General features: G+C 69.4%; 23 protein-coding genes and 2 pseudogenes. 12 read left to right on the forward strand and 13 right to left on the reverse strand.

Going from position 1 to position 21,201, the window contains the following annotated elements; translation table 11 throughout:
• A partial coding sequence (locus ACY34J_RS03080; RefSeq protein ID WP_462724900.1) for a serine hydrolase occupies positions 1-487 on the forward strand: 487 nt, incomplete at its 5' end.
• A 38-nt stretch (positions 488-525) separates the two neighbouring features.
• A complete protein-coding gene (locus ACY34J_RS03085; RefSeq protein ID WP_462724901.1) occupies positions 526-1,749 on the forward strand; it encodes a nucleotide disphospho-sugar-binding domain-containing protein in 1,224 nt (407 codons plus the stop codon).
• A 93-nt stretch (positions 1,750-1,842) separates the two neighbouring features.
• Here the strand turns inward: ACY34J_RS03085 and ACY34J_RS03090 are convergent, their stop codons facing one another.
• The 5 genes from ACY34J_RS03090 to ACY34J_RS03110 all read right to left on the reverse strand — a co-directional run bounded on the left by ACY34J_RS03090 (position 1,843) and on the right by ACY34J_RS03110 (position 6,046).
• Entirely contained in the window at positions 1,843-2,877 is a 1,035-nt protein-coding gene (locus ACY34J_RS03090; protein ID WP_462724902.1) for an LLM class flavin-dependent oxidoreductase, read from the reverse strand.
• 14 nt (positions 2,878-2,891) lie between these two features.
• Positions 2,892-3,623 carry an SDR family NAD(P)-dependent oxidoreductase gene (locus ACY34J_RS03095; protein WP_462724903.1) on the reverse strand — a complete coding sequence of 244 codons (732 nt, stop codon included), beginning with the start codon at positions 3,621-3,623 and terminating at the stop codon, positions 2,892-2,894.
• A 47-nt stretch (positions 3,624-3,670) separates the two neighbouring features.
• Positions 3,671-4,129 carry a nuclear transport factor 2 family protein gene (locus ACY34J_RS03100; protein ID WP_462724904.1) on the reverse strand — a complete coding sequence of 153 codons (459 nt, stop codon included), beginning with the start codon at positions 4,127-4,129 and terminating at the stop codon, positions 3,671-3,673.
• Between the two features lie 130 nt (positions 4,130-4,259).
• A complete protein-coding gene (locus tag ACY34J_RS03105) occupies positions 4,260-5,201 on the reverse strand; it encodes an MBL fold metallo-hydrolase (protein WP_462724905.1) in 942 nt (313 codons plus the stop codon).
• Between the two features lie 8 nt (positions 5,202-5,209).
• On the reverse strand, positions 5,210-6,046 hold the full coding sequence (locus ACY34J_RS03110; protein WP_462724906.1) for an AfsR/SARP family transcriptional regulator: 837 nt from the start codon (positions 6,044-6,046) through the stop codon (positions 5,210-5,212).
• 368 nt (positions 6,047-6,414) lie between these two features.
• On the opposite strand from ACY34J_RS03110, the gene ACY34J_RS03115 reads away from it, so the two are divergent.
• Entirely contained in the window at positions 6,415-7,584 is a 1,170-nt protein-coding gene (locus tag ACY34J_RS03115) for an acyl-CoA dehydrogenase family protein (RefSeq protein ID WP_462724907.1), read from the forward strand.
• Positions 7,585-7,642: 58 nt separating this feature from the next.
• Here the strand turns inward: ACY34J_RS03115 and ACY34J_RS03120 are convergent, their stop codons facing one another.
• On the reverse strand, positions 7,643-8,551 hold the full coding sequence (locus ACY34J_RS03120) for a nitroreductase/quinone reductase family protein (protein WP_462724908.1): 909 nt from the start codon (positions 8,549-8,551) through the stop codon (positions 7,643-7,645).
• A gap of 418 nt (positions 8,552-8,969) precedes the next feature.
• Between ACY34J_RS03120 and ACY34J_RS03125 the strand changes: the two genes are divergently transcribed.
• From ACY34J_RS03125 to ACY34J_RS03160, 8 genes and pseudogenes are all read left to right on the forward strand, one after another.
• Positions 8,970-9,956, forward strand: a complete 987-nt coding sequence (locus ACY34J_RS03125) for an NHL repeat-containing protein (RefSeq protein WP_462724909.1) — start codon at positions 8,970-8,972, stop codon at positions 9,954-9,956.
• Between the two features lie 383 nt (positions 9,957-10,339).
• Positions 10,340-10,756, forward strand: a complete 417-nt coding sequence (locus ACY34J_RS03130) for a beta-ketoacyl synthase N-terminal-like domain-containing protein (RefSeq protein ID WP_462724910.1) — start codon at positions 10,340-10,342, stop codon at positions 10,754-10,756.
• Between the two features lie 60 nt (positions 10,757-10,816).
• Positions 10,817-11,884 (forward strand): glucose-1-phosphate thymidylyltransferase, encoded by a 1,068-nt coding sequence (locus ACY34J_RS03135; protein ID WP_462724911.1) that lies wholly within the window; start codon positions 10,817-10,819, stop codon positions 11,882-11,884.
• Positions 11,881-12,867 carry a dTDP-glucose 4,6-dehydratase gene (gene rfbB, locus ACY34J_RS03140; protein ID WP_462724912.1) on the forward strand — a complete coding sequence of 329 codons (987 nt, stop codon included), beginning with the start codon at positions 11,881-11,883 and terminating at the stop codon, positions 12,865-12,867. The genes ACY34J_RS03135 and rfbB overlap by 4 nt, the downstream gene beginning before the upstream one ends.
• Entirely contained in the window at positions 12,864-13,814 is a 951-nt protein-coding gene (rfbD, locus tag ACY34J_RS03145; protein ID WP_462724913.1) for a dTDP-4-dehydrorhamnose reductase, read from the forward strand. The genes rfbB and rfbD overlap by 4 nt, the downstream gene beginning before the upstream one ends.
• 61 nt (positions 13,815-13,875) lie before the next feature.
• Entirely contained in the window at positions 13,876-14,472 is a 597-nt protein-coding gene (locus ACY34J_RS03150; protein ID WP_462724914.1) for a dTDP-4-dehydrorhamnose 3,5-epimerase family protein, read from the forward strand.
• A gap of 86 nt (positions 14,473-14,558) precedes the next feature.
• Positions 14,559-14,744 (forward strand): hypothetical protein, encoded by a 186-nt coding sequence (locus ACY34J_RS03155; RefSeq protein ID WP_462724915.1) that lies wholly within the window; start codon positions 14,559-14,561, stop codon positions 14,742-14,744.
• A 7-nt stretch (positions 14,745-14,751) separates the two neighbouring features.
• Positions 14,752-15,546, forward strand: a pseudogene (locus ACY34J_RS03160) (Mu transposase domain-containing protein); the annotation flags it as partial.
• Between the two features lie 505 nt (positions 15,547-16,051).
• Here ACY34J_RS03160 and ACY34J_RS03165 read toward each other — a convergent pair.
• The 6 genes from ACY34J_RS03165 to ACY34J_RS03190 form a co-directional block, all read right to left on the reverse strand.
• A complete protein-coding gene (locus ACY34J_RS03165; RefSeq protein WP_462724916.1) occupies positions 16,052-16,714 on the reverse strand; it encodes a class I SAM-dependent methyltransferase in 663 nt (220 codons plus the stop codon).
• Complete coding sequence (locus ACY34J_RS03170) at positions 16,711-17,043, reverse strand: DF family (seleno)protein (protein ID WP_462724917.1); 333 nt, start codon at positions 17,041-17,043, stop codon at positions 16,711-16,713. Before ACY34J_RS03170 ends, ACY34J_RS03165 begins: the two co-directional genes overlap by 4 nt.
• 39 nt (positions 17,044-17,082) lie before the next feature.
• Positions 17,083-17,790, reverse strand: a complete 708-nt coding sequence (locus ACY34J_RS03175; protein ID WP_462724918.1) for a cation efflux transmembrane domain-containing protein — start codon at positions 17,788-17,790, stop codon at positions 17,083-17,085.
• Positions 17,791-18,126 (reverse strand): ArsR/SmtB family transcription factor, encoded by a 336-nt coding sequence (locus ACY34J_RS03180; RefSeq protein ID WP_462724919.1) that lies wholly within the window; start codon positions 18,124-18,126, stop codon positions 17,791-17,793. It abuts the gene before it with no gap.
• A 42-nt stretch (positions 18,127-18,168) separates the two neighbouring features.
• A complete protein-coding gene (locus ACY34J_RS03185) occupies positions 18,169-19,215 on the reverse strand; it encodes a hypothetical protein (RefSeq protein ID WP_462724920.1) in 1,047 nt (348 codons plus the stop codon).
• A 141-nt stretch (positions 19,216-19,356) separates the two neighbouring features.
• On the reverse strand, positions 19,357-19,701 hold the full coding sequence (locus ACY34J_RS03190) for a hypothetical protein (RefSeq protein WP_462724921.1): 345 nt from the start codon (positions 19,699-19,701) through the stop codon (positions 19,357-19,359).
• A gap of 765 nt (positions 19,702-20,466) precedes the next feature.
• On the opposite strand from ACY34J_RS03190, the pseudogene ACY34J_RS03195 reads away from it, so the two are divergent.
• A pseudogene (locus tag ACY34J_RS03195) lies at positions 20,467-21,030 on the forward strand (transposase).
• Between the two features lie 92 nt (positions 21,031-21,122).
• Here ACY34J_RS03195 and ACY34J_RS03200 read toward each other — a convergent pair.
• Complete coding sequence (locus ACY34J_RS03200) at positions 21,123-21,200, reverse strand: pentapeptide repeat-containing protein (RefSeq protein ID WP_462725068.1); 78 nt, start codon at positions 21,198-21,200, stop codon at positions 21,123-21,125.
• Position 21,201 lies beyond the last annotated feature (1 nt).

The following is a 21,201-nucleotide window of genomic DNA, read 5'->3' on the forward strand; positions in this document are numbered from 1 at the left end:
CGAGGTCGTCGAACTCCGCGAACCCACCACGCTCACCTATCGGGCGACCATCGGCAGCATGTCCCAGGACCCGGCCGACCCGGCCGTCGAGGACCCCTCCTACGGCGGCCTCGCCAGCCCCCACGCCATGGCCCGGCTCTTCGCCGCCCTCGTCGGCGAGGTCGACGGCATCCGCCTCATCGCCCCCGACCGCACCGCCGAAATGGCCCGCCCCCACTCCAACGGCACCTGCGAGGTCATGCTGACCTCGCTCACCTGGGGCCTGGGCGTGCAGCTCGCGGACAGCGCGGTGTTCCCCGCCGACACGGGACTGAAGAATTCGTTCGGACTCAGTGGGGCGAACGGCGTCTTCGTTTTCGCAGACCCGGAACGCGAGCTGGCATTCGGCTATGTACCGAATATGGGTTCCGCGGTGATGGGCAGTATGGACGGACGCGTCCGCAGGCTCGTCGAGGCGGTTTTCCGCAGCGTCGACAGAATTGTTTGATCCACGCCACCCGTCCGAATCCGAAGGAGTCATCCGCCATGCGGATCCTGTTCCCGGCAGCACCGGGCTACGGCCTGATGCTGCCCCTCGTGCCGCTCGTCTGGGCGGCGCGCGCGGCGGGGCACGAAGTCCTGATCGCCACCACCGCCCACATGGCGAAGGCCGCCGCCTGGTCCGGGGCGCCGGTGGTCGACGTGTTCCCCCGCCGTGACGTCGGCGAGGACCTAGTCGCCGACCCGGACGGGCCCGTCCCCGACGCCGACCCGGACCTGCCCGAGGGGTACTGGGAACTCGCCCGCACCATGCGCCCGTTCGAGCTGTTCACCCTCGCCATGACCGAAGGAACGGTCGACGCCGGCCGCGACTTCGGCGCGGACCTCGTCGTCTACTGCTCCGACCACCAGGCCGGCAAACTGGCCGCCGTGGCCCTCGGCGTGCCCGCCCTGGAGGTTGGCAACCGGGTGTCCTGGTCGATGCGGGACCCCGGCGTGCGCGAGGCCGCCCGGAACAACGCCCGTCTCGGCGTTGTTCCGGACGACAGCCCCGTCGTCCTGCGACTGCGCGCCAAACTCGGCCTCGGCGAACGCGAGCCGGACCTCCTCGGCCGCATCGACCCCCGCGCCCCCAGCCTCGGCGGCCTGGAGCACGAGGAAGCCGACCCGTACGACGGCGTGCCCTGGCTGCCCATGCGCTACGTGCCCTACAACGGCGGCGCCGTCCTGCCCGACTGGGCGCTGCGCCGACCGGCCCGGCCCCGTATCTGCCTCACCCTCGGCACCGTCGCACCGCTGCTGCCGGGCGGCACCGCCACTCTGCGGCTGCTGATCGACGCCCTCGCCGCCCTGGACGCGGAAGTGGTCCTCGCCGACGACGAGACCGACCTGAGCGCGCTCGGCCCGCTGCCCGCCAATCTCGTCCCGGCCGGCTTCGTCCCCCTCTCCGGCATCCTGCGCGACTGCGCGCTCGTCGTCCACCACGGCGGATCGGGCACCACCGCGGCCGCGCTGCACTACGGCGTGCCCCAACTGCTCGTCCCCAGCGGCGCGGACAACGAACTGTGCGCCCGCCGGGTCGTCGAGCGCGGGGTCGGCCTGGCCGTGCCGCCGGAGACGGCGGACGCCGACCGGATCGCCGCGGCCGCCGTACGACTGCTCACGGAGGCCTCCTTCCGGCACGCGGCCGGACAGGTCCGGCGGGAGATGGCGGGGCAGCCGTCCCCCGGCGAGCTGATCGACCGCATCACCGCCGGCGTGGCCGCCTGAGGGCGTCATCACGCACACGAGCGCGCCGCGGGCGGGGTCCTGTCACCAGGTGCCCCGCCCGCGGCGCGTCCCGCTTGCGGGCCGACGGCCGCCTCAGTCGCGTACCCCGGACCGTTCCAGCGCGGTCATCGCCCGCTCCAGGACCGCGATCCGCTCCTCGACCCTGCCGGCCATCGCGGAGATCATGATGCCGAGCGTGGTGACACCCGCCTCCGCGTACTGCCGCATCCGCTCCGCGACCCGGTCCACCGGCCCGGTCAGCGCGGTCAGTTCCACGAATCCGGCCGGCACCGCCGCAGCGGCCCCCGTCCGGTCCCCCGCGGCCGCGCACCTGCCCACCTCGGTGGCGGCCTCGCCGAAGCCCAGCCGTGTCGCCAGCGCGATGTAGAAGTTCCGCTCCGGTGCCCCGATGCCCATCAGGTAGGCGTAATGGGTCCGGAGCAGGTCCACGCAACCGTCGGTGTCGTCGCCGATCGCGGTGGCCAGGCAAGGCATGACGTCGAAACCCGCCATCGGCAGGCCGGTCCGCGCACGGCCCGCCGCGACGTGCGCCACCGACTCTGCGACCTGCTCGGGTGCGGCGAACACCCCGATCCACCCGTCGGCGATCTCGCCCGCCAGCGCCAGGTTCCCCGGGCCGACCGCCCCCAGGTACACCGGTACGGGCGCGCCCGCCGTCTCGGTGATCACGTGCAGCGGGGCCGCACCCGAGCCGGAGGACGGCAGCTGGTAATGACGGCCGTCGTAGCGGACCGGCTCACCCGTCAGCGCCCGCCGTACGATCTCCACGTACTCCCGGGTCCGGGCCAGCGGCTCCGCGAACGAAACCCCGTACCAGCCCTCGGAGACGTCGGGGTTGGACACCCCCAGCCCCAGCCGGAACCGTCCGCCGGACAGCGACTGCAGGGTCGCGGCGGTCAGCGCGGCCAGCGCCGGGCTGCGGGCGGGGATCTGCATCACGGCGGAGCCGAGCGCGATCCGCTCGGTCCGGCCCGCGACCATGCCGAGCACGCTGGCGGCGTCCGAGCGGTAGCCCTCGGGGGCCAGCGCCACGTCATAGCCCAGCTGCTCGGCCGCGAGGGCCAGGTCCACGGCACCCTGGTAGCTCAGGTTCACACCAAGCTTCACGGTGTTTCCTCCTCTCAGATCAGCAGGTGGGCACCGCCGTCGGCGAGCACCACCTCGCCTGTGGTGTATGCAGCCCGGTGCAGGCCCATCACCAGCTCCGCGACGTCCTCGGGGGTGCCGGTGCGACGCAGCGGCACGGCTTCCCGCACCCGCGCGCGGATCTCGGTGAAGCCTTCCGTCCACGGGGTGTCGACCAGCCCCGGGGCGATGGCGTTCACCCGCACCTCGGGGCCGACCGTGGCGGCCAGCAGCCGGGTCATGTGGTTGACGGCGGCCTTGCTGACCGCGTACGGGACGGAACTGCCGGCCGGCCGCACCCCGGCCACCGAGGAGATGTTGACGACGTGGCCGGCCCCCGAGGCTCGCAGCAGCGGCATGGCGGCCACGGTGGTCTGCCAGGTGCCGACGACGTTGACGCCGAGGATGTCGCGCCACACCTCCCCGGTCACCGCGTCGAGATCCTTGTGCGGGATGGCCCGGGTGACACCGGCGTTGTTGACGAGGAGGTCGAGGACGCCGTACTCCTCGGCGACCTCGTCCAGCAACTGCCGGACCTGCCCCTCGTCCGAGATGTCCGCCTGGACAAAGCGCGCGTCGGGCAGCGACTCAGCGAGTCGGCGGCCCGCGTCGGCGCTGCGAGTCGCGTTGACCACCACCGCCATCCCCTCGGCGGAGAGTCTGCGGGCGACGGCGGCGCCGATCCCGGACGAGGATCCGGTCACCAGGGCGACGGGCTTACGGGGCATGAGGGGTTCTCCCTTCGGCGGGCGGCCGGGCCGGGCGGATCGGCCGCTCAACGGGACGCGTGCTGGACGTGCTCGGCGTGCTGGTCGTGCGCGACCCGGCGGGAGCGGTTGCGCACCGACCCGTCCGTGATCTCCAGTACGTCGCGGACCAGGCAGCTGGGGCCGACCTGCGGCTCCTTGACTCCGTGCCGCACGGTGAGCACCAGTGCGTAGAAGACCGCGTCGAAGTCGCCGTCCTCACGCGGGCTGAGGTCGATCATGTTGAACCAGTGCCGGCGCTGCACCGGGTCGTCGGCGAACCGCTCGTGGAAGGAGTGCAGTTCGGCGACAATGCCGGCGGGCGTCCGGGCCGGGGGGACACCGGGGGTGTGCTGGAACTCGCCGTCCAGCGTGAAGGTGTCGGCGTACTCCTCGAACCTCCCGCTGTCTAGGAACTGGACCTGGCGGGCGTAGTGCTGCCCGACCGCGGCGTAGAGATCGGCGAAGCTGCTGCCGACGGACGTCATCGGGTACTCCAGACGGGCTCGGGAACGACGGAGCGGGCGCCCGGGCACACGGGAGGTGCGCCGGGGCGCCCGCGAGCGCCGATCCTGTGAGCCGGTCCTCAAGACCCGCTCGAAGCGTCGTCCAGCCGCGTCAGGCGTGGCAGACGGGCCGGGACCCGCGGTAGGCGGCCATCTCCTTGAAGACGGTGCCCATCTCGACGATGACGGCTGACATGTCGAGCGCCGCGCCGTGGGCCCGGCCCCGCTCCTCGGCGAAGGCCCGGTGCAGATTGGGCACGAGGCGCTCCGGGTCCAGCAGGGCGGCGAAGGGTCCGAGGTCCGTTTCCCGCGCCAGTTCCAACGGGGACAGCCCGGCGTCGATACCCTGCCGGGCCAGCTCCTGCAGCCGGAGCAGGTACGCCTCCGTGGTGTCCAGCACCTCCGCGCCACCGACCATGCCGTGCCCGGCCACGACGACGGCCGGGTCGAGCGCCCGCATCCGCCCGATGGCACGCAGCGACCCGGCCACCGAGCCCATCGGCAGGAACGGGGTCACTCCGGACATCACCACGTCACCGGTGAACAGCACCCGCCGCTCGGGCACCCACACGGCGGTGTCGTTGGTGCTGTGGGCCACCTCCAGATGGATCAGCCTGGCCGTTAAATCGCCGATGTGCAGGGCCAGTTCGGTCTGATAGGTGGCCTGGGGCAACACCACCTCAACGGCTCCCCACTCCGCTTCCGGCCACACCTCGGTCAGGTGCAGACCGGCCGCCGCCATCTCGCGCCGCGTCTCGTGGTGCGCGTACACCACCGCCTCGGGGAACACGAAGTTGCCGAAGGTGTGATCCCCGTGCGAATGCGTGTTGACCACCGCGGACGGGACCGGCCGGCCCTGCTCCAGCACCACCTCGCGCAGCCGACGGGCCCGCGACTCGGTGGCCACGGTGTCGACCAGCACGGAGCGGCCCTCCGAGACGAGAAGCCCGGCGTTGTTCAGACACCAGCTGCCGTCCGGCTGGACATAGGCGAACACCCCGTCCGCGACTTCTTCCAAAAAGCCGCCCCCGACCGCGGTTTCATTCCCACCCATGGCCGCGCTCACGTGAGTATGTAGTCGCGCAGCGACAGGTCGGTGGCGTTCGACAGCAGCTCCCGGTGGAGGTTCTGGAGTCGGCCCGAGGGCTCAACGCCCAGTTCCCCGATCAGCGCCTTCCGCAGATCACGGAAGACCTCCAGGGCACGCCACCCCGCCCCCGACCGCTGGTAGGCGATCATCAGGCAGGCGGCCAGCTTCTCGTGCAGCGGGTGCTGTTCCACCAGCTTGCGCAATTCCGGAACAAGGGTCGCGCTCTTTCCCAGCCAAAGGTCGGATAGGATACGCTGCTCAAGAACCTGCATTCGCACTTCGTTAAGGCCCGTCAGTTCCATGGACAGCACCCGGCCCACCGGGACGTCCATCAATGCGGGGCCGCGCCACAATTCCAGCGCCTGATGCAGGTACTTTGACGCGGCGGCAGCATCACCGCGCTCCAGCGCATTGTCTCCGGATCCGGCCAGGAACTCGAATTCGACCAGGTCGAAAGACCTGGGCTTGACGGTGATCTGGTAGCCGTTGAAGCGGGTGGTCAGCAGATCCTTAGGTGTGAGCCCAGCGTCCTCCGGCAGCGCCTCCACGATGAGTCTGCGCAGGTGGAGAACGTATGTCTGGAGAGTGGTCATACCGCTCCGGGGGATGCCCTCACCCCACACCTCCTCCATCAGGGTCGGCACCTGGACGACCCGACCGCAGCGCAGGGCGAGGAGTGCAAGCAATTGCCGCGGTTTCCCCGCAGTGGGAACGATGGACTGCCCGTCGATTTCAACGCGTAATGGTCCGAGCACACCTATTTCTGCGAACGGCAGCGACTCCAGCGGTCGAGAGGAATCCTTTGACATTCTGTTAACCTCCCCGTTTAAGTGGATCGGTGGTCGGCCGATCCCACGTTCGACAAAGGCTACGTCGACGTCAAGTCAAGATCAAGGAAAATTCGACCATCCGGCAGGGTTCTGTTGCGGCCCTCACAGGCATCCGATTCGCACACCCTCCCACCTGTGGTAACGCGCGCCGGGGTGATTAGCCGGACCTTCGAACAGGCCATACCGACTGGCCGCACACGAACCCGCGCCCGGTCGACCGAGGACCGCTGTGACATATGTCCCACGACTCGTCCGCGGCTCTAGCGGTGCTGTAGCGGGCCTGTACCGGTGCCCGATCGGCCCGGCCGACGGTGGCTGCCTGTACCGACCGCAAGGAGAGCCGCCTGATGTTCCACCAGATCCGGTCAGCGCCCCCGGCCCCCGAAGCGGCGACGGTGAGCGCGCTTGCCGCAGGCCGGGCCACGGCCGCCGAAGCCGCCCGCTCGCTGGACCCGGACGTCGTACGAGCGCTGCTCCAGGCAGGCTTCGCCCGGCACTTCGTGCCCGAGGCCCACGGCGGCCGGGGCGGCGGCTTCACCGCCGTCACCGACGCGGTCGCCACGATCGCGGCCGCCTGTCCGGCCACCGCCTGGTGTGCCTCCATCGCCCTCAGCCTGTCCCGGATGGCGGCCTTCCTGCCCGAGGAGGGCCGCAAGCGGCTTTGGGAGGCCGGTCCAGACACCCTGGTCGTCGGCTCCGTCTCGCCGCGCGGCCGGGCCCTGCCGAAGGACGGGGGCTGGCAGTTGACCGGAACCTGGCCGTACGTCAGCGCCGTCGAACACTCCGACTGGGCGCTGGTGCTCGGGCTGGCCAAGGCCCCGGACACCCCAGCCGAGCGGCGGATCTTCGCACTGCCGCGCTCAGCCTACGCCGTCGAGCGCACCTGGTCGGACATCGGGATGCGGGCCACCGGCAGCCATACCCTCACCGTCGACGACGTCCACGTCCCCGAGGCGCTGTCCTTTCCGGCCGACGACCTGATGGCCGGGCGCCTCCCCACGGACGCGCCCGACGTCAGCTCCGGAGCCGACCGTCCGGCCGTGCCGCTCGCCGCCGTGAACGGACTGTTCTTCTGCCTGCCGATGCTCGGCGCCGCCGAGGGCGCTCTCGCGCACTGGTCCGTGTACGCGGAGCACCAGCTGCGGGCCGAGGGCTCCGGGGGCCCGGGGCCGGGACGTACCTTCTACGAGGAGACCCTGGCCCGGGCATCGGGCTCGATCGACGCCGCCCGCCTGCTGCTGGAGAGGGTCGCTGCGGTGGCCGACTCCGGCCGGGAGATCACCGCGCTGGAGACGGCGCGCGCCCAGCGCGACTGCGCGCTGGTGGCCGACCTGCTGGTCGGGGCCGTGGACCGGCTGTTCCGGGCATCCGGGACGGCCGGGCACAGCGAGGACTCACCGCTTCAGCGGCTGTGGCGGGACGTCCACTCGGCCGCCGGGCACATCGTGCTCCAGTTCGGCCCCAACGCGAGCGCCTACGCAGCCCGGGCACTGTCCACCGGCCCGGCCGAGCGGTAGTGGACATCCCACGCCCCGGCCGGCCTCTCCATCGGGGGCCGGCCCGGGCACATCGCGTTCAGGCGGCCGGCGGCGGCCCGGGCGGAAAGGGGATCTCGGAGAGCAGCGGCAACAGCGACTCCTCCTCGTAGTCGAGGTGGGCGTTCAGCTCCGAGGACATCTGGGCCAGCTCCTTGCGGAACCGCTCCGGTTCGGTGCTCGTGATGTCGGAAAGCAGCGCGCTCAGCTCCTGCTGCAGCCGCGCCACCGTGACGTGTTCGGTCCGCAGCCGCTCGAAGACGTCCGCCAGGTGCGGGTTCTGCGCCGCGAGCGCGGGGAACATGTGGGCGTCCTCACCGGTGTGGTGGACCTCCAGCGTCTGGCAGAAGGCCAGGCAGTGCTGGCGGATCTGGAGCCCGAGCCCCACCGTCGGCACCGCCCCCTCGCCCTCGTGCGCGGCAGTCTTCGCGAAGTATTCGTCCACCTCGGCACTCACGTGCCGCAGTTGCCCGCGCAGCCACACGTGCACCTCGACCAGCTTGTCGGCCAGGCTCCGCACCTGCGCCGGGCCCTCGCCCGGAGCGGGGTCGCTCTTCTGTAGCGCCACCACGGGCAGGACACGGCTGGTGTTCTCCTGGTACTCGCCGTAGCCCGGCTCCGAGGCCACTACGTGCGCGAACAGCCGGTCGCGGTGCGCGCCCTCGGCCGGCACCGCGACCGCCTCGAAGGAGTCGGCGCCGAACTCCACCTGCACCAGCGGGTTCGCGAGCACGTTGTGGTACCAGTCGGGGTGTTTGGGTCCGCCCAGGTTGGAGCCGACGACCAAGAGCTCGTCGCCATGGGTCACATAGCCCAGCGGGACGGTCCGCTCCTCGCCTGACTTGGCGCCGGTGGTGGTGAGCAGCAGCAGGTCACTGCCCTCGAAATAGCCGCCGACCTTTCCCTGGTTCGCGCGGAACTCGTCGATGACGGACTGATTGAAGGACATACGAGGTCGGACTCCTTGGTGAGGCGACAGAAGAAGGAAGAAGGAGGGGAGGGGGTGCGTGCGCGCGCATAGGGCCGTACCAGCGGCAGAGGTGCTGGAAGCGGGCCTGCCGGAAACGGCAGTGCGGACACGGAGTAAATGGCACGGCCGACTAGAGCAGCGGTGCGGGCACGCCGAGGTGCCTGTCAGGCAGAGCCTGTGAGGAGAGAACGCATGGGATGGTCCCTGATGTGTGGGTGGTCGCCCGGTCACCGGCCGGCCCAGTTCTCTTTGGCCGGTGCCACGCGCCACGTCTCTCATTAGAACGAGCGCTCAGGGATCTTGTCAACGCGGCCCAATCAGCCCCCTGGCCGGATTCAAGCAATGCCCGAGTACCCCTTCCCACACTGCGGCCGACGACCTTACGGCAGGGGGCGCGATGCACTCCACGAACACGACACGACGACGGTTCCTCGGTTTCGGCGCGGCAGCGGGCAGCGCCGTACTGTTCGGAACCGCAAGCGGAGGCGGCACGGCGGTCGCCGCCGAACGGAACCGCCGCCGGACCGGATACCCGGATGTCCTGAACCTGCCCAACGGCTTCCACCCGGCCGGCATCGGCATCGGCCCGGCACCGTACGCCTACTTCGGCTCGCTGCTCGGCGGAGCGGTCTACCGGGCCTCACTGCTCACCGGCAAGGGCAAGGTGATCAATCCGGGCCTGGGGGAGGGCTACTACGCCGTCGGACTGCAGGTGGACGAGCGGCAACGGGTGTTCGTCGCCGGCGGCTGGGGACGGCTGATCACCGTGATGGACGGGATCACTGGGAAGGTCATCCAGACGTACGAGGTCGGCAACGCCGACACCTTCGTCGACCACGTGGTCCTTACGCCGCGCGCCGCCTGGTTCACCGACTCCTTCAACGGGCGGCTGTTCGGCCTGCCGCTCGGGCCGCGCGGAGCGCTCCCGACACGCGACCAGGTGGTGACCCTGAAGCTGGGCGGCGAATGGATCCAGGGCCCGTCGGACGGGCTCACCGCGACGGGCATCGCGGCCACCCCGGACGGTTCCGCGCTCGTCGTCGTCAACATTCACGCCCACGGCGGCAGTCTGTTCCGGGTCGCCCCGGCAACCGGCGACGCCCGCCGAATCGACCTGGGCAGGGTCACACTGCCCACCACCAACGGGATACTGGTGCACGGCCGCACCCTGTACGCGCCCCGCATGAACGACCTCGCGGTCCTGCGCCTCGACCCGACCGGCCACAACGCCCGCCTGGTCCGCACGGTCACCGACCCGCGCTTCGAGACCCCCTGCGCGGCCGCCATTCACGGCAACCGCATCTACCTGCCCAACTCCCGCTTCCCGCAGCCTCCGGAGCCGGACCTCCCGTACAACGCGGTGGCGCTCTCCCTGCCGCTGTAGCGGCATCGAGGGAAGCGACGGGCCGCACTGTTCCCCGGGGAGGGCACGCCGCCCGCCGGCGAAGGGTCCGGAACCGACCAGCGAGGGCCAGCGTGCGAGGGGAAGACACCTGTGTTCGCCCTTAACCGATCTGGCCGGTATCAACTGATCCGTCCTACCCCTCATCGAGTCCGGCACCGTACGACCGGGTGAGCGCTGACTGCTCCTGGAGGTGGGCGGCGGCTTCACCTGGTCGGCCGCGGTGCTCGACGTCGTCGATGGGCCGGAATGGCGGCCGCAGGGCAACGACCCTCAATTACCGCTCTTTCCGCCGGAACTCAAGCAGATCTTTAGTACCACCGAGCAGAGTCGGGGCCGACCCGCATGAACTGGAGGGGAATCCCATGACGATCGATGATCTCCGCGGGAGGATCGTCTTCGACTCGGACGCCTTCCGTTCGCGAGCAGCGGCGGAGATCGACCTCGATCTGGGGGCGCAGGGTCTGAGCCACCGCGAGAGCCACCAGATGGACCGGGTCGCCCAGTTCGCCGTTACGTTTACGCGCGAGGCCCTGGCCAACAGCGGGCTGGATCTCGGCGCCGTGGATCCGGGCCGGCCAGGGGTGAGCGTAGGCAGCGCGGTCGGCGCGGCCATCACCCTGCCGGAAGACCGACAAACCCCGGCCAGGCTACGCGCTGCCACCGAGGAGATCCCGCACTCGTCCTGCCTGGCCAAGGCCCGCGCGATCCCCACGGAGATCGCGGCACAGCCCGTTCCCGCCGAGGTGGTGGCCAGGCTGAAGGCCCTCGCCCATGGGTAGCCGGGCCACCGAGCCATCCCCACCGGCCGCGTGCGACGCCGTTATCTGCGAAGGAGCCGTATGAAGGCGCTTGTCTTGGCAGGCGGGACTGGGACCCGTCTGCGACCCATCACCCACACCTCCGCCAAACAACTGGTGCCGGTGGCCAACAAACCCGTTCTCTTCTACGGCCTCGAGGCGATCGCCGAGTCCGGCATCACCGAGGTCGGCGTCATCGTCGGGGACACTGCGGACGAGATCCGCAGCGCCGTCGGCGACGGTTCCCGGTTCGGCATCGACGTGACGTACATTCCGCAGGGTGCGCCGCTCGGACTCGCGCACGCCGTGCTCATCGCCCGGGACTTCCTCGGTGACGACGACTTCGTGATGTATCTCGGCGACAACTTCATCGTCGGCGGGATCACCAGCCTTGTGGCCGACTTCCAGTCCGGCCGTCCCGACGCGAGCATCCTGTTGACGCGGGTGCCCGACCCGCGGTCGTTCGGGGTGGCGGAGCTCGACTCCGGCGGCCGGGTCGTCTCGTTGACGGAGAAACCGGAGTTTCCCAAGAGCGACCTCGCGCTGGTCGGCGTCTATCTGTTCACCCCGGCCATCCACGACGCGGTACGGGCCATCACGCCGTCACAGCGTGGCGAGCTCGAGATCACGCATGCCGTCCAGTGGCTGATCGACCAGCGGCGGGACGTCCGGTCCACCACCATCTCGGGGTATTGGAAGGACACCGGCAACGTCACCGACATGCTGGAGGTCAACCGTTCGGTGCTGGAGGGCATCGAGCCCGGCGTAGAGGGAATGGTCGACGACAGCACCGAGATCATCGGCCGGGTCCGGATCGAGAAGGGTGCTCGGATCAGTAGCAGCCGCATCGTGGGTCCCGCGATCATCGGAGCCTCCACCGTGGTCCGCGACTCCTACATCGGCCCGTTCACCTCCATTTCGGAGAGCTGCCGTATCGAGGACAGCGAGATCGAGTACTCCATCGTGCTCCGCGACTCCGCGCTCATGGGCGTTCGTCGCGTCGATGCCTCGCTCATCGGCCGGGGCGTGCGCGTCCTGCCCGCCCCACGCAATTCTTCCGCCCATCGGCTGGTGCTCGGTGATCACAGCGAGGTGCAGGTCCCGTCATGACAACGCGCATTCTGGTGACCGGCGGTGCCGGTTTCATCGGGTCCCACTACGTCCGTACCCTGCTGGGTCCGCAGGGGCCCCGGGACGTTTCGGTGACCGTGCTGGACAAGCTCACCTACGCCGGGAACACGGCCAGTCTGCACGCGGTGCGCGAGCATGAGGCATTCGGCTTCGTGAGGGGCGACATCTGCGACTCGGACCTCGTCGCGCGGTTGATGAGCGACCACGACCAGGTCGTGCATTTCGCGGCCGAGTCCCATGTGGACCGCTCCATCGACGGCGGCGCCGAGTTCGTCCGGACCAATGTGCTGGGCACGCACACGCTGGTCGATGCCGCCCATCGGGCCGGCATCGACACCTTCGTGCACATTTCGACCGACGAGGTGTACGGCTCGATAGAAGAAGGTTCATGGACCGAGAACGAACCGCTGCGGCCCAATTCCCCTTACTCGTCCTCGAAGGCGTCCAGTGACCTGATCGCGCTGTCCTACCATCGCACACACGGACTGGATGTACGCGTGACCCGCTGTTCCAATAATTACGGTCACCATCACTTCCCCGAAAAACTGATCCCGCTGTTCGTCACCAATCTGCTGGACGGCAAGAAGGTGCCCTTGTACGGCGACGGCGGCAACGTCCGGGACTGGCTCCATGTGGACGACCACGTCCGAGCCGTCGAACTCGTACGCACGCGTGGTCGCGCGGGCGAGGTCTACAACATCGGGGGTGGAACCGAGCTCGCCAACAAGGATCTCACCGCCCTGATCCTCGACGCGTGCGGGGCTCGATGGGATACCAGCGTGATGTATGTGGAGGACCGCAAGGGCCACGACCGGCGGTACTCCGTCGACTGGACCAAGATCCGCGAAGAGCTCGGTTACGAACCCCTGGTGGAGCTCGAGCAGGGCCTGCGCGAGACCGTGCAGTGGTACCGCGATCAGCGTGTGTGGTGGGAGCCGCTGCTGGAGCGGGCCGCACTGTGACAACCGCCGATGAGCCGGCCTGGCTCGTGACCGGAGCCGACGGGATGCTGGCCCGTGATCTCCTGGCCCGGCTGGAGCAGGCCGGAATCTCCGCGGTGGGGGTCGGCCGTTCCGGCCTCGACATCACCGATCCCGACGCGGTGCGGAGGGTCCTGCGGGCCCACCGTCCGGCCCTGGTGGTCAACTGCGCGGCGTGGACCGCAGTGGACGAGGCGGAGGAGAGGGAGGCCGAGGCCCACGCCGTCAACGGGACGGGCCCCCGCCTCCTCGCGGAGGAATGCGGCGCTCTGCGAACCGTACTGCTGCAGGTCTCGACGGACTACGTCTTCGACGGCAGCGCCACGCGACCGTACTCCGAGGACGCGCCGACCGCTCCGCGGACTGCCTACGGCCGAAGCAAGCTGGCAGGGGAACGGGCCGTTCTGAGGGCACTCCCCCACACCGGCTATGTGGTCCGCACAGCGTGGCTGTTCGGGGAGCACGGGCACAGTTTCGTGCGAACGATGATGGGGCTGGCGTGCGGGACGGGCCCTGTCGACGTCGTCGACGATCAACGGGGCCAGCCCACCTGGACGGGAGATCTCGCCGACCGTCTGGTCCTCCTGGGGCGTGCCGCGCTCGCGGGGACCGCCCCGCCCGGGATCTACCACGGCACCAGCGCCGGGGACGCCACGTGGTTCGCGCTCGCCGCAGAGGTTTTCACCCTGCTCGGCGCGGATACCTCACGGGTACGCCCCGTCTCCAGTGACAGGTTCGTGCGACCCGCGGCGCGGCCGACGTACAGCGTGCTGGGGCACGACCGCTGGCGACAGGCCGGTATCGAGCCGATGAGCCACTGGCGGGAGGCAGTGGCCAGAGCATGGCCGAGCATGTGCCGCGCCGAAGCGACCGGCCCACGGCGCTCGGTGCGGTCGGGACCTGCCGGTTCCTCACCCCGCTCGTCCTGACCGGAGTTCGCCGCGCACTTGTCGCCCTTACCGCCACCGCCCTACCGAGGTGCCCATACCCATGCGACCACTCTCCATCGAGGGCTCGTGGATTCACGAGCCCAAAGTCTTCCCCGATGAGCGGGGGAGCGTCCACGAGCTGTTCCAGGGCCGCACACTGCGTGGAGCCCTGGGCCAAAATCTCAAGCTCGCCCAGGCCAACTGCTCCATCTCCCGGCGCGGCACCCTGCGCGGCATCCACTTCGCGGACGTGCCACCGGGCCAGGCAAAATACGTAGCCTGCGTCCGGGGCGCGGTGCTGGACGTCATCGTCGACATCCGCGTCGGTTCACCGACCTTCGGCCGGTGGGAGGGCGTACGCCTTGACGATCAGGCCCACCACGCCGTCTATCTGTCCGAGGGCCTTGGACACGCCTTTCTCGCCCTGACCAACAACACCATCGTCGTCTATCTGTGCTCGGAGGGCTACAACCCTGACCGCGAACACGGTATCCACCCTCTGGATCCGGATCTCGCTATCGAGTGGCCCGACGACATTCCCTTTCTGATGTCGCCGAAGGACGAAAAGGCACCGACTCTCGCGTCCGCCAGGCGAAGTGGTCTGCTGCCGGACTACGAGCGCTGTGGGGCGTTCCTCCGGGGGCTGCGCGACAGCTGACCCGGCGCGGAATGCGCGACGCGACCTGAACAGCACTGAAGATCCGCCATCTTGAAGTTGCTGGTCACGGGGCTGGTGTGGGTGGCGTGACGGACGTGCAGGCGGAGCTTGGCCTGGTCGCCGGCTGGGAGGAGAGGGAACTGCGGCGCCGGATCGGGTCGCGCGAGCACACTATCGGCGAGGACTTCGCCCTGGAGGCCCCGCTGCTGGGGCCGCTGCCCGAGGACGGCTTCGAGGTCCGCCACTCGCTGGAGGTGCGGGTGGACCGCTAATGCCACGGTGACGGTCCGCACCAACCGCCACTCGGTACCCGCCCGCCTGATCGGGGCCCGGGTCCGTGTCATGGCCGGCGGCCTTGACCTGGTCATCTACCACGGCCGCACCGAGGTCGCCCGGCACCCGAGGCTGGCCGGCAGCGGTAGACGGTCCCTGCAACTGGACCACTACCTGGAGGTGCTGCTGGGCAAGCCCGGCGCGCTGGAACGCGCCGACGTCCTGGCCCAGGCACGCCGCACCGGCGCCTTCACCCTCGACCACGCTCAGTTGTGGGAGAAGGCCCGCGACGTCCTGGGCGAGGACGAGGGCACCCGCACGCTGGTCGAATCCCACGCGGGCCGCCCCAGAGCCGTGAGGGTCCGCTCCAACAGGCCGATGTCGTTGTCGATGGTCACCGGGCTGAATCCGCGGGCCCTCCAGGACGCGACGAACGCGTCCACGCACGCCGCCTGGAACCGCCACGGATCCGTCGTCAGCGGCTCCTGCGGGACGGCCCCGCCCGCGATGACCTGGAGTCTCGCCTCGGCCACCGGCACACCTTCCTCGCACCTGAACGGTCAAGGCAGCACCTGGAGAACCTCGGTGCCACCGCGAGATTCAACGAGGACCGCCAGACCGGGATACGGCCAGGTGGCAGCAGCAACTCATCTGAGAGAACAAGTGCCGGCCCCAGATGGCTGGGCGAAGACCTTCACCGACCCCAGGCTCTGCGCGGTGGCAATCGTCGACCGGCTGACCTTCCGGGCCACGATCGTCGGGACCGGCACCGAGTCCTACCGCCTCAAGCACGCACGCAGCGCCATCTCAAAGAACATGCAGGTCGAACTCTCGGACACCGAGCCACCCAACCCCGACCTCCCGACCCAGGGTGGGCCCAAATCAGCGAAGCACAATCAGTCGTACTGATACGACAGGCTGGGCACGAATCAGAGCAGCACGGTGGTCCATTTTCGGAGTGACATAGCCACCGGGATCTGCCGATCGGCCCAGTGGGCGGGTTCCGTCGTCATGAGAGCCATGGTGCCGCCAGGCACTGACAGTGGATCTCCTGCGATCACGCAGGCCGCGGCCCCCCGCCACCGGGTCCGTTCCTCTCGCCGAGGGGATGGCTCGCCAGGTCACCGGAACCCGCACGCGAAGCCCCTATGATTCGGATGCTCGCGTACGGGTTCCGGTGACCTGGCGTCCAGGATTCCCGGAACCCGCGCGCCTGGTCGTGCGGCGGCGGGATGCCGTCGCCTGCTTCGACGGTAAACCTGTACCTGGGTACCGGATGCAAGCCCTGGTGCCCGCATCGCGCAGGTCAGCGGGGCAGGGTCTGGGTGATGCGCCACAGCCGGCGGGGCAACTCGCCTTCTTCGAAGGCGTGAACCTCGTTCAGAGTCCAGCCGTCGGCGAGGGCGTCGACCAGGTGCCGGGGGAAGAAATGCACGGCAAAGCCGCCGTGCTCGAAGATGTCGTCGCCGTGCGCGGTGCCCGCGCCGTAGTGGGCATCGCCGGTGTTCCGAACGGTGTAGACGAAGACGCCGCCCGGGCGCAAGACCCGGCGGACTTCGCCGACCAGGGCGTGGATCTCCTGGGTGGACAGGGCCATGCACAGCAGCATGTGCGCGAAGACCGCGTCCACGGAGGCATCGGACAGGGGCAGCGGTTCGCGTACGTCGTGCACCGCGGTGGTTATCCGCTCGTCGATGCCCTGCTCCCGGGCGGCATCCCGGAGCTGTTCGAGACCGACGGGGCTGAAGTCGGTGGCCTGGACCGTGAAGCCCTCGCGGGCGAAGTACAGAGCGTCCCGGCCGTGGCCGGCGCCGAGCTCCAACACCTCCGTGGCCCCAGCCGCGCGGAACACTTCGGCGGCGCGGACGGCGGGCGCGGAGGGCTGCCCGCCGTACATACCCGGGTGGGCGGCGTAGGTGTGCTGCCAGTGCCGGAGCTGCACGTCGGCCAGGTCCTGTGCGTCGTTCACGTCTGGTCGCTCCCCTTGCCCGGGCGGGCGCTGGTCAGGGCCTGGTGCAGCTGGTCAGCGGCTGGGACGCCGGCCAGGCCGTCCGGGGTCAGGTACACCCGGCAGGTCAGGCCCGTTGCCCGGCCGGGCTCGGTGAACAGGTCGCGTCCGTTGACCAGGAACGTCGGCGAGCCTATGAAGTGGACGGCCTCAGCCTCGGCCTGGTCGGCGATCACCCGGGTGGTGACAGCGATGTCGTGCAGACCCATGTCGTCAAGAACCTGGTGCAGCCGTTCGGTCGCAAGCTGAGTGTTCGGGCAGTCCGCGACGACCAGCAGTTCGATGTCCATGTCGTCAGGATCGCTCGTCTCGGGGGTGGGGCGTGAGTGTCAGGTACAGCAGTCGCATCCCCGACGGCACCCGCATGTGTCCGTCGTGCCGCTGGACGGCGTCAGCGCGGCGGGGGTCGCGCAGCAGCCCTTGCCCTGCCAGGCGTCGCGCCCTTCCTTGACCGCGATGGCGGCGATGGCGAGGGCGGCGACGGGGTCGGCCCAGGCCCAGCCGAATGCGAGGTTGGCCAGCAGGCCGACCAGGAGGACCGCGGAGAGGCAGGTGCACAGCAGGGTCTGCTTGGAGTCGGCGACAGCGCTGGCGGAACCGAGTTCTCGGCCGGCCTTGCGCTGGGCGGCCGACAGGAACGGCATGACGGCCAGGGAGAGAGCGGCGAGCACGATGCCGGGGACCGAGTGCTCGGCTTCCCCGGCGCCGGCGAGGGCGCGTGCGGACTCGATGGTGACGTAGAGGGCGAGGGCGAAGAAGGAGACAGCGATGATCCGCAGTGTCTTCTTCTCGCGGGCCTCCCTGGCGGCGTGGTCACGGGCGGAGAACTGCCAGGCGACGGCGGTGGCGGAGGAGACCTCGATGACGGAGTCGAGGCCGAATCCGATCAGGGCGGTGGACGAGGCGAGCGTGCCCGCAGTGACCGCGACGATCGCCTCGATGACGTTGTAGGTGATCGTCGCGGCGACCAGCAGGCGTATGCGCCGGGTCAGCGCGTCGCGGCGGGACGGGCTCGGGCCGAGGGATATCGCGGTCATTCAGCAGCAGCCCTTCTCGTCGGCATCCGGGCAGGTGCGGTCGGCCTCGACGGCGACGACCGCGGCGCGCAGGTCGTCGAGTGCGTGGCCGAGGCGCTCGTCGACGAGTTCGTAGCGAGTGCGGCGTCCGTCCGGGACGGTGACGACGAGGCCGCAGTCGCGCAGGCAGGCCAGGTGGTTGGAGAGCCGGGTGCGGGAGATTTCCAGCGCGTCGGCGAGGTCGGCGGGGTAGGCCGGGGCCTCGCGCAGGGCGAGCAGGATGCGGCAGCGGATCGGGTCGGCCAGGGCGCGCCCGAACCGGGCGAGCACTTCGATGTCGGCAGCGAGAGTCAGCACCCTTCGACGGTACAGGAAATCGTGAATTCATGGAACCGTGGACTATTTGGGGGCGGTTCGGCGCCGGGAGACTTCGGCGGCATACCCAGGGCCGAAGCCTGCGCGTTCGCGCTGCCAGGTGTCGGCGGTGCTCTGGTGGAAGCCCAGCAGTCGGCTGACGACGACTGACGGCACCTCGGAGGTGATGTCCATCAGGGCTGTGTTGCGGCGGAGCCGGGAGCGCCCTTTCGCCTCGTCGGCCGGGCTGGCATGACCTTTGCGGCGCCGTACGAGCTGACGGACGAGGTCGTCCAGCGGGGCGGGCAGCTCCACCGGGACGCGCCCGAGCCGGAGGGTGACCGTGTCGCCGTGGTCGGTGACCTGGTCGGTAGTGAGCTGGGTGATGCGGCTGGTCGGCTGGGCGAACAGCAGGAGCAGCAGTCCGGCGGCCCGGTCGACGGCATGCAGGTCCTCGTCGCCGACGAGGCGGCGGACCATGGCCCAGCGCTGGTCCTGGGCCAGGAGGTTCACGCTGAAGTCAGCGGGCGGCACGGGGGTTTGCAGCGCTCGGGTGTAGCCGCGGCGGCTGGTCCAGTTGAGGAAGACGCGCACCAGGCTCCGGGCGCCAGGTCCTCGGCGAGCCAGGCATCGAGGCGGTCCGGTGCCGCAGGTCGCCGTGGGCAGCTGGTGGCAGCGCTTGCACACGGCTCCGGCCTCGGTCCGTGCAATGACCTCACCGGGTGTGCCGCACTGGCTGCAGAGGTCGAAGTTGAGCGGGTCGGCCCGGTTGCAGTTCTGGCACAAAGGCTCGCCGTCGAGGGTGTGTCCGGCGACGTACCGGGACTTCCCGCACTGGGCGCGCGTCTGGGGACGTGCATCACGCCGGCAGATCCGGCAGCAGCGGAGGTTGTCGAGGACCATGGTCAGCTCGGCGGCGCGGCGGCAGAAGGGGCAGGGCGGGTCGATCAGGCCGGTGGCGCCGTGGTCGAGCAGGGCCCGGATGAGGCATACATCAACAGTAACCGGCTCAACCAATTCGGGATTCGACACCTCGAAGAGGAATTGAGTCAGCAAATCCACATCCGTTTCGTCGACCTCTACGCGGTCCATTATGTGAACTGCTTCAGCCCGAAGTCCAGCCCGGGCGGTGGCGCAGGCGGGTGGGGCGACGGTGCTGCTACGCCGGCATCGATCCGACCCCGCACTTTGCCTTTGAGGTGCGGGGCCCGATCTCAGCGGAGGTGAAACGACTCAGGGAAGTTGGCGTCCCATCTTTGCCGACTGCCGGTTATAGCCCTTGGTGTCCCACCACTCTTCCAGCAGGGTATGGACCATGTGCACGAGCTGCCGGAGTCGGTCAGGATCGGGGGCGGTTGAGGTAAGCACATCGACAAAGGACTTGTCGTCCCATGGAAGAGTGAACACCCAGCGCTCGTCCTGGTGCCCTTGGCGCGTCACAGTGAGCCAGTACGTCAACGTCGCACTCCGGTCAGGGTGGTGCTCGACCGCGAGATCAGTGATGTTGAACCCGACCTTGCCGTCACCGGTGGTGTATGAGCGAGCCAGGGCCCGCTCAGCAGGCGTCTGGGCCGCCATATGGCCACCTGCCCTTTCACCTCGTCTGCGAGTGCGAGCCCCCAACATAGTGGCTAACACCTGGCGGCGGCAGGCTGGGCGACCTTGTACGCGGTCAGGAGGTCACTGGATCCGGCCGGGGTTCCCAGGATGGTGCGGAACTTTTCGATGCGCGGGCATGTTTGGGTGTAGGTGGAGTACCCGCCGCGGCCATTGGGATCTCCGGACCAGATGGCGGCGCCTATCTTCCTGTCCATCGTGCGGTTCCAGCCGTGACGCAGCTTGATGTGCTTCCAGCCCCACGTCCTGGTGCCGCAGCGTAATGTGTACGTCGCGGGTCCCCGAAAGTACTCTCGCACGACATAGTTGCGACTGTGGCTCCTGCATGTCGCGTCGATGCTATTGACGGCGACTTTGACGGTCGTGCCGCTCGAAGAGTTTGCAGCCGACGCAGAATCAGCTGTCGGGATTGCCAAAGCCGATGCGGCGACGGCAGCGGCCAGCGCTGTCTTTACAATCGGGAAGCGTTGAGACGCAAGAGTTCCCCCTGTGAAGTATCCCCCGTGATCGTCGGGGCCTGGCGTGGTTGGCCTTGTCCCCGAGGCCGTGATCAGCACACCATTCCTGACCATGTACGGTCAACGTAGATAGGATCGTTCCGGCCATCCCGACCACGTATCTGCGAACGCGGTCGAAAATGTGGAGTCCTGCGAACTAACTGATCGTTTCAGAATGAGATCGGTGTGTCGGCTGGTAGTTGGGATCTCCGCGGGCAGGGTCTGCGAGGTGCTCGACGATCTTGTCCCCGATGACCTGTGGGAGCGCATAGCTCCGCCGCTTCCGCCGCACCCCTGAGCGCAGGCACCGGCATCCGGCCGGCTTCGGGTGCCTGATCGAGTCGCGCTGGCCGGGATCGTCTACATGCTGCGCAAGCGTGTGGCGTGGCGGGATGTTCCCGCTCCGATGCTGGGCTGCTCAGGGGTGACCCGCCTGGCGTCGGCTGCGGGACTGGACCGAGGCAGGGGCCTGGCCGGCTGCACGCGATACACCTGGATGGAGGACTGCGCGGTCGACTGCTTCCACGTCAGGTCTCTCAAAGGGGGACCATGTCGGACCGTCGCCGGTCGACCGCGGCCTCCCCGGCTCCTCGACAAGCACCACCGCCTGCCATGGAAGCGCGGCATCAAGCCCCTCATCCCCCACCGCACCTTCGCCTGGCTCCACCAGTTCAAACGACTCCGCGTCCGCTACGAACGCAAAGCGGACCTCCATCAAGCTCTGCTGGAACTGGCCTGCAGCAGCATCATCTGCCTCCGCCGCCTCCTCAGATCCCTTCAGAAAGATCGGTAGAGCGGTGGGAAGACGCCGGTAGGGTGGCCTGTTGTGGACGCGGGGGCAGGAACGGTTCCCCGGCAGCCATGCGTTCTGCGGATGAGCACCCGTCAGGTCTGCCCCTTCAGGTTGGCACCGGCCAGGCGTGCGCGTTCCAGCCGGGCTTCCTTCAGGTCCGCGCCGCGCATG

Source organism: Streptomyces sp. HSS9-12, assembly GCF_054963655.1.

What these genes read in the sequence shown, in the direction of transcription:
- ACY34J_RS03085 (WP_462724901.1), top strand. Translation starts at nt 526, where the DNA reads ATGCGGATCCTGTTCCCGGCAGCACCGGGCTACGGCCTGATGCTGCCC.
- ACY34J_RS03095 (WP_462724903.1), bottom strand. Translation starts at nt 3,623, where the DNA reads ATGCCCCGTAAGCCCGTCGCCCTGGTGACCGGATCCTCGTCCGGGATC.
- ACY34J_RS03100 (WP_462724904.1), bottom strand. Translation starts at nt 4,129, where the DNA reads ATGACGTCCGTCGGCAGCAGCTTCGCCGATCTCTACGCCGCGGTCGGG.
- ACY34J_RS03105 (WP_462724905.1), bottom strand. Translation starts at nt 5,201, where the DNA reads ATGGGTGGGAATGAAACCGCGGTCGGGGGCGGCTTTTTGGAAGAAGTC.
- ACY34J_RS03110 (WP_462724906.1), bottom strand. Translation starts at nt 6,046, where the DNA reads ATGTCAAAGGATTCCTCTCGACCGCTGGAGTCGCTGCCGTTCGCAGAA.
- ACY34J_RS03115 (WP_462724907.1), top strand. Translation starts at nt 6,415, where the DNA reads ATGTTCCACCAGATCCGGTCAGCGCCCCCGGCCCCCGAAGCGGCGACG.
- ACY34J_RS03120 (WP_462724908.1), bottom strand. Translation starts at nt 8,551, where the DNA reads ATGTCCTTCAATCAGTCCGTCATCGACGAGTTCCGCGCGAACCAGGGA.
- ACY34J_RS03125 (WP_462724909.1), top strand. Translation starts at nt 8,970, where the DNA reads ATGCACTCCACGAACACGACACGACGACGGTTCCTCGGTTTCGGCGCG.
- ACY34J_RS03130 (WP_462724910.1), top strand. Translation starts at nt 10,340, where the DNA reads ATGACGATCGATGATCTCCGCGGGAGGATCGTCTTCGACTCGGACGCC.
- ACY34J_RS03135 (WP_462724911.1), top strand. Translation starts at nt 10,817, where the DNA reads ATGAAGGCGCTTGTCTTGGCAGGCGGGACTGGGACCCGTCTGCGACCC.
- rfbB (WP_462724912.1), top strand. Translation starts at nt 11,881, where the DNA reads ATGACAACGCGCATTCTGGTGACCGGCGGTGCCGGTTTCATCGGGTCC.
- ACY34J_RS03150 (WP_462724914.1), top strand. Translation starts at nt 13,876, where the DNA reads ATGCGACCACTCTCCATCGAGGGCTCGTGGATTCACGAGCCCAAAGTC.
- ACY34J_RS03170 (WP_462724917.1), bottom strand. Translation starts at nt 17,043, where the DNA reads ATGGACATCGAACTGCTGGTCGTCGCGGACTGCCCGAACACTCAGCTT.
- ACY34J_RS03175 (WP_462724918.1), bottom strand. Translation starts at nt 17,790, where the DNA reads ATGACCGCGATATCCCTCGGCCCGAGCCCGTCCCGCCGCGACGCGCTG.
- ACY34J_RS03185 (WP_462724920.1), bottom strand. Translation starts at nt 19,215, where the DNA reads ATGGACCGCGTAGAGGTCGACGAAACGGATGTGGATTTGCTGACTCAA.
- ACY34J_RS03190 (WP_462724921.1), bottom strand. Translation starts at nt 19,701, where the DNA reads ATGGCGGCCCAGACGCCTGCTGAGCGGGCCCTGGCTCGCTCATACACC.
- ACY34J_RS03200 (WP_462725068.1), bottom strand. Translation starts at nt 21,200, where the DNA reads ATGCGCGGCGCGGACCTGAAGGAAGCCCGGCTGGAACGCGCACGCCTG.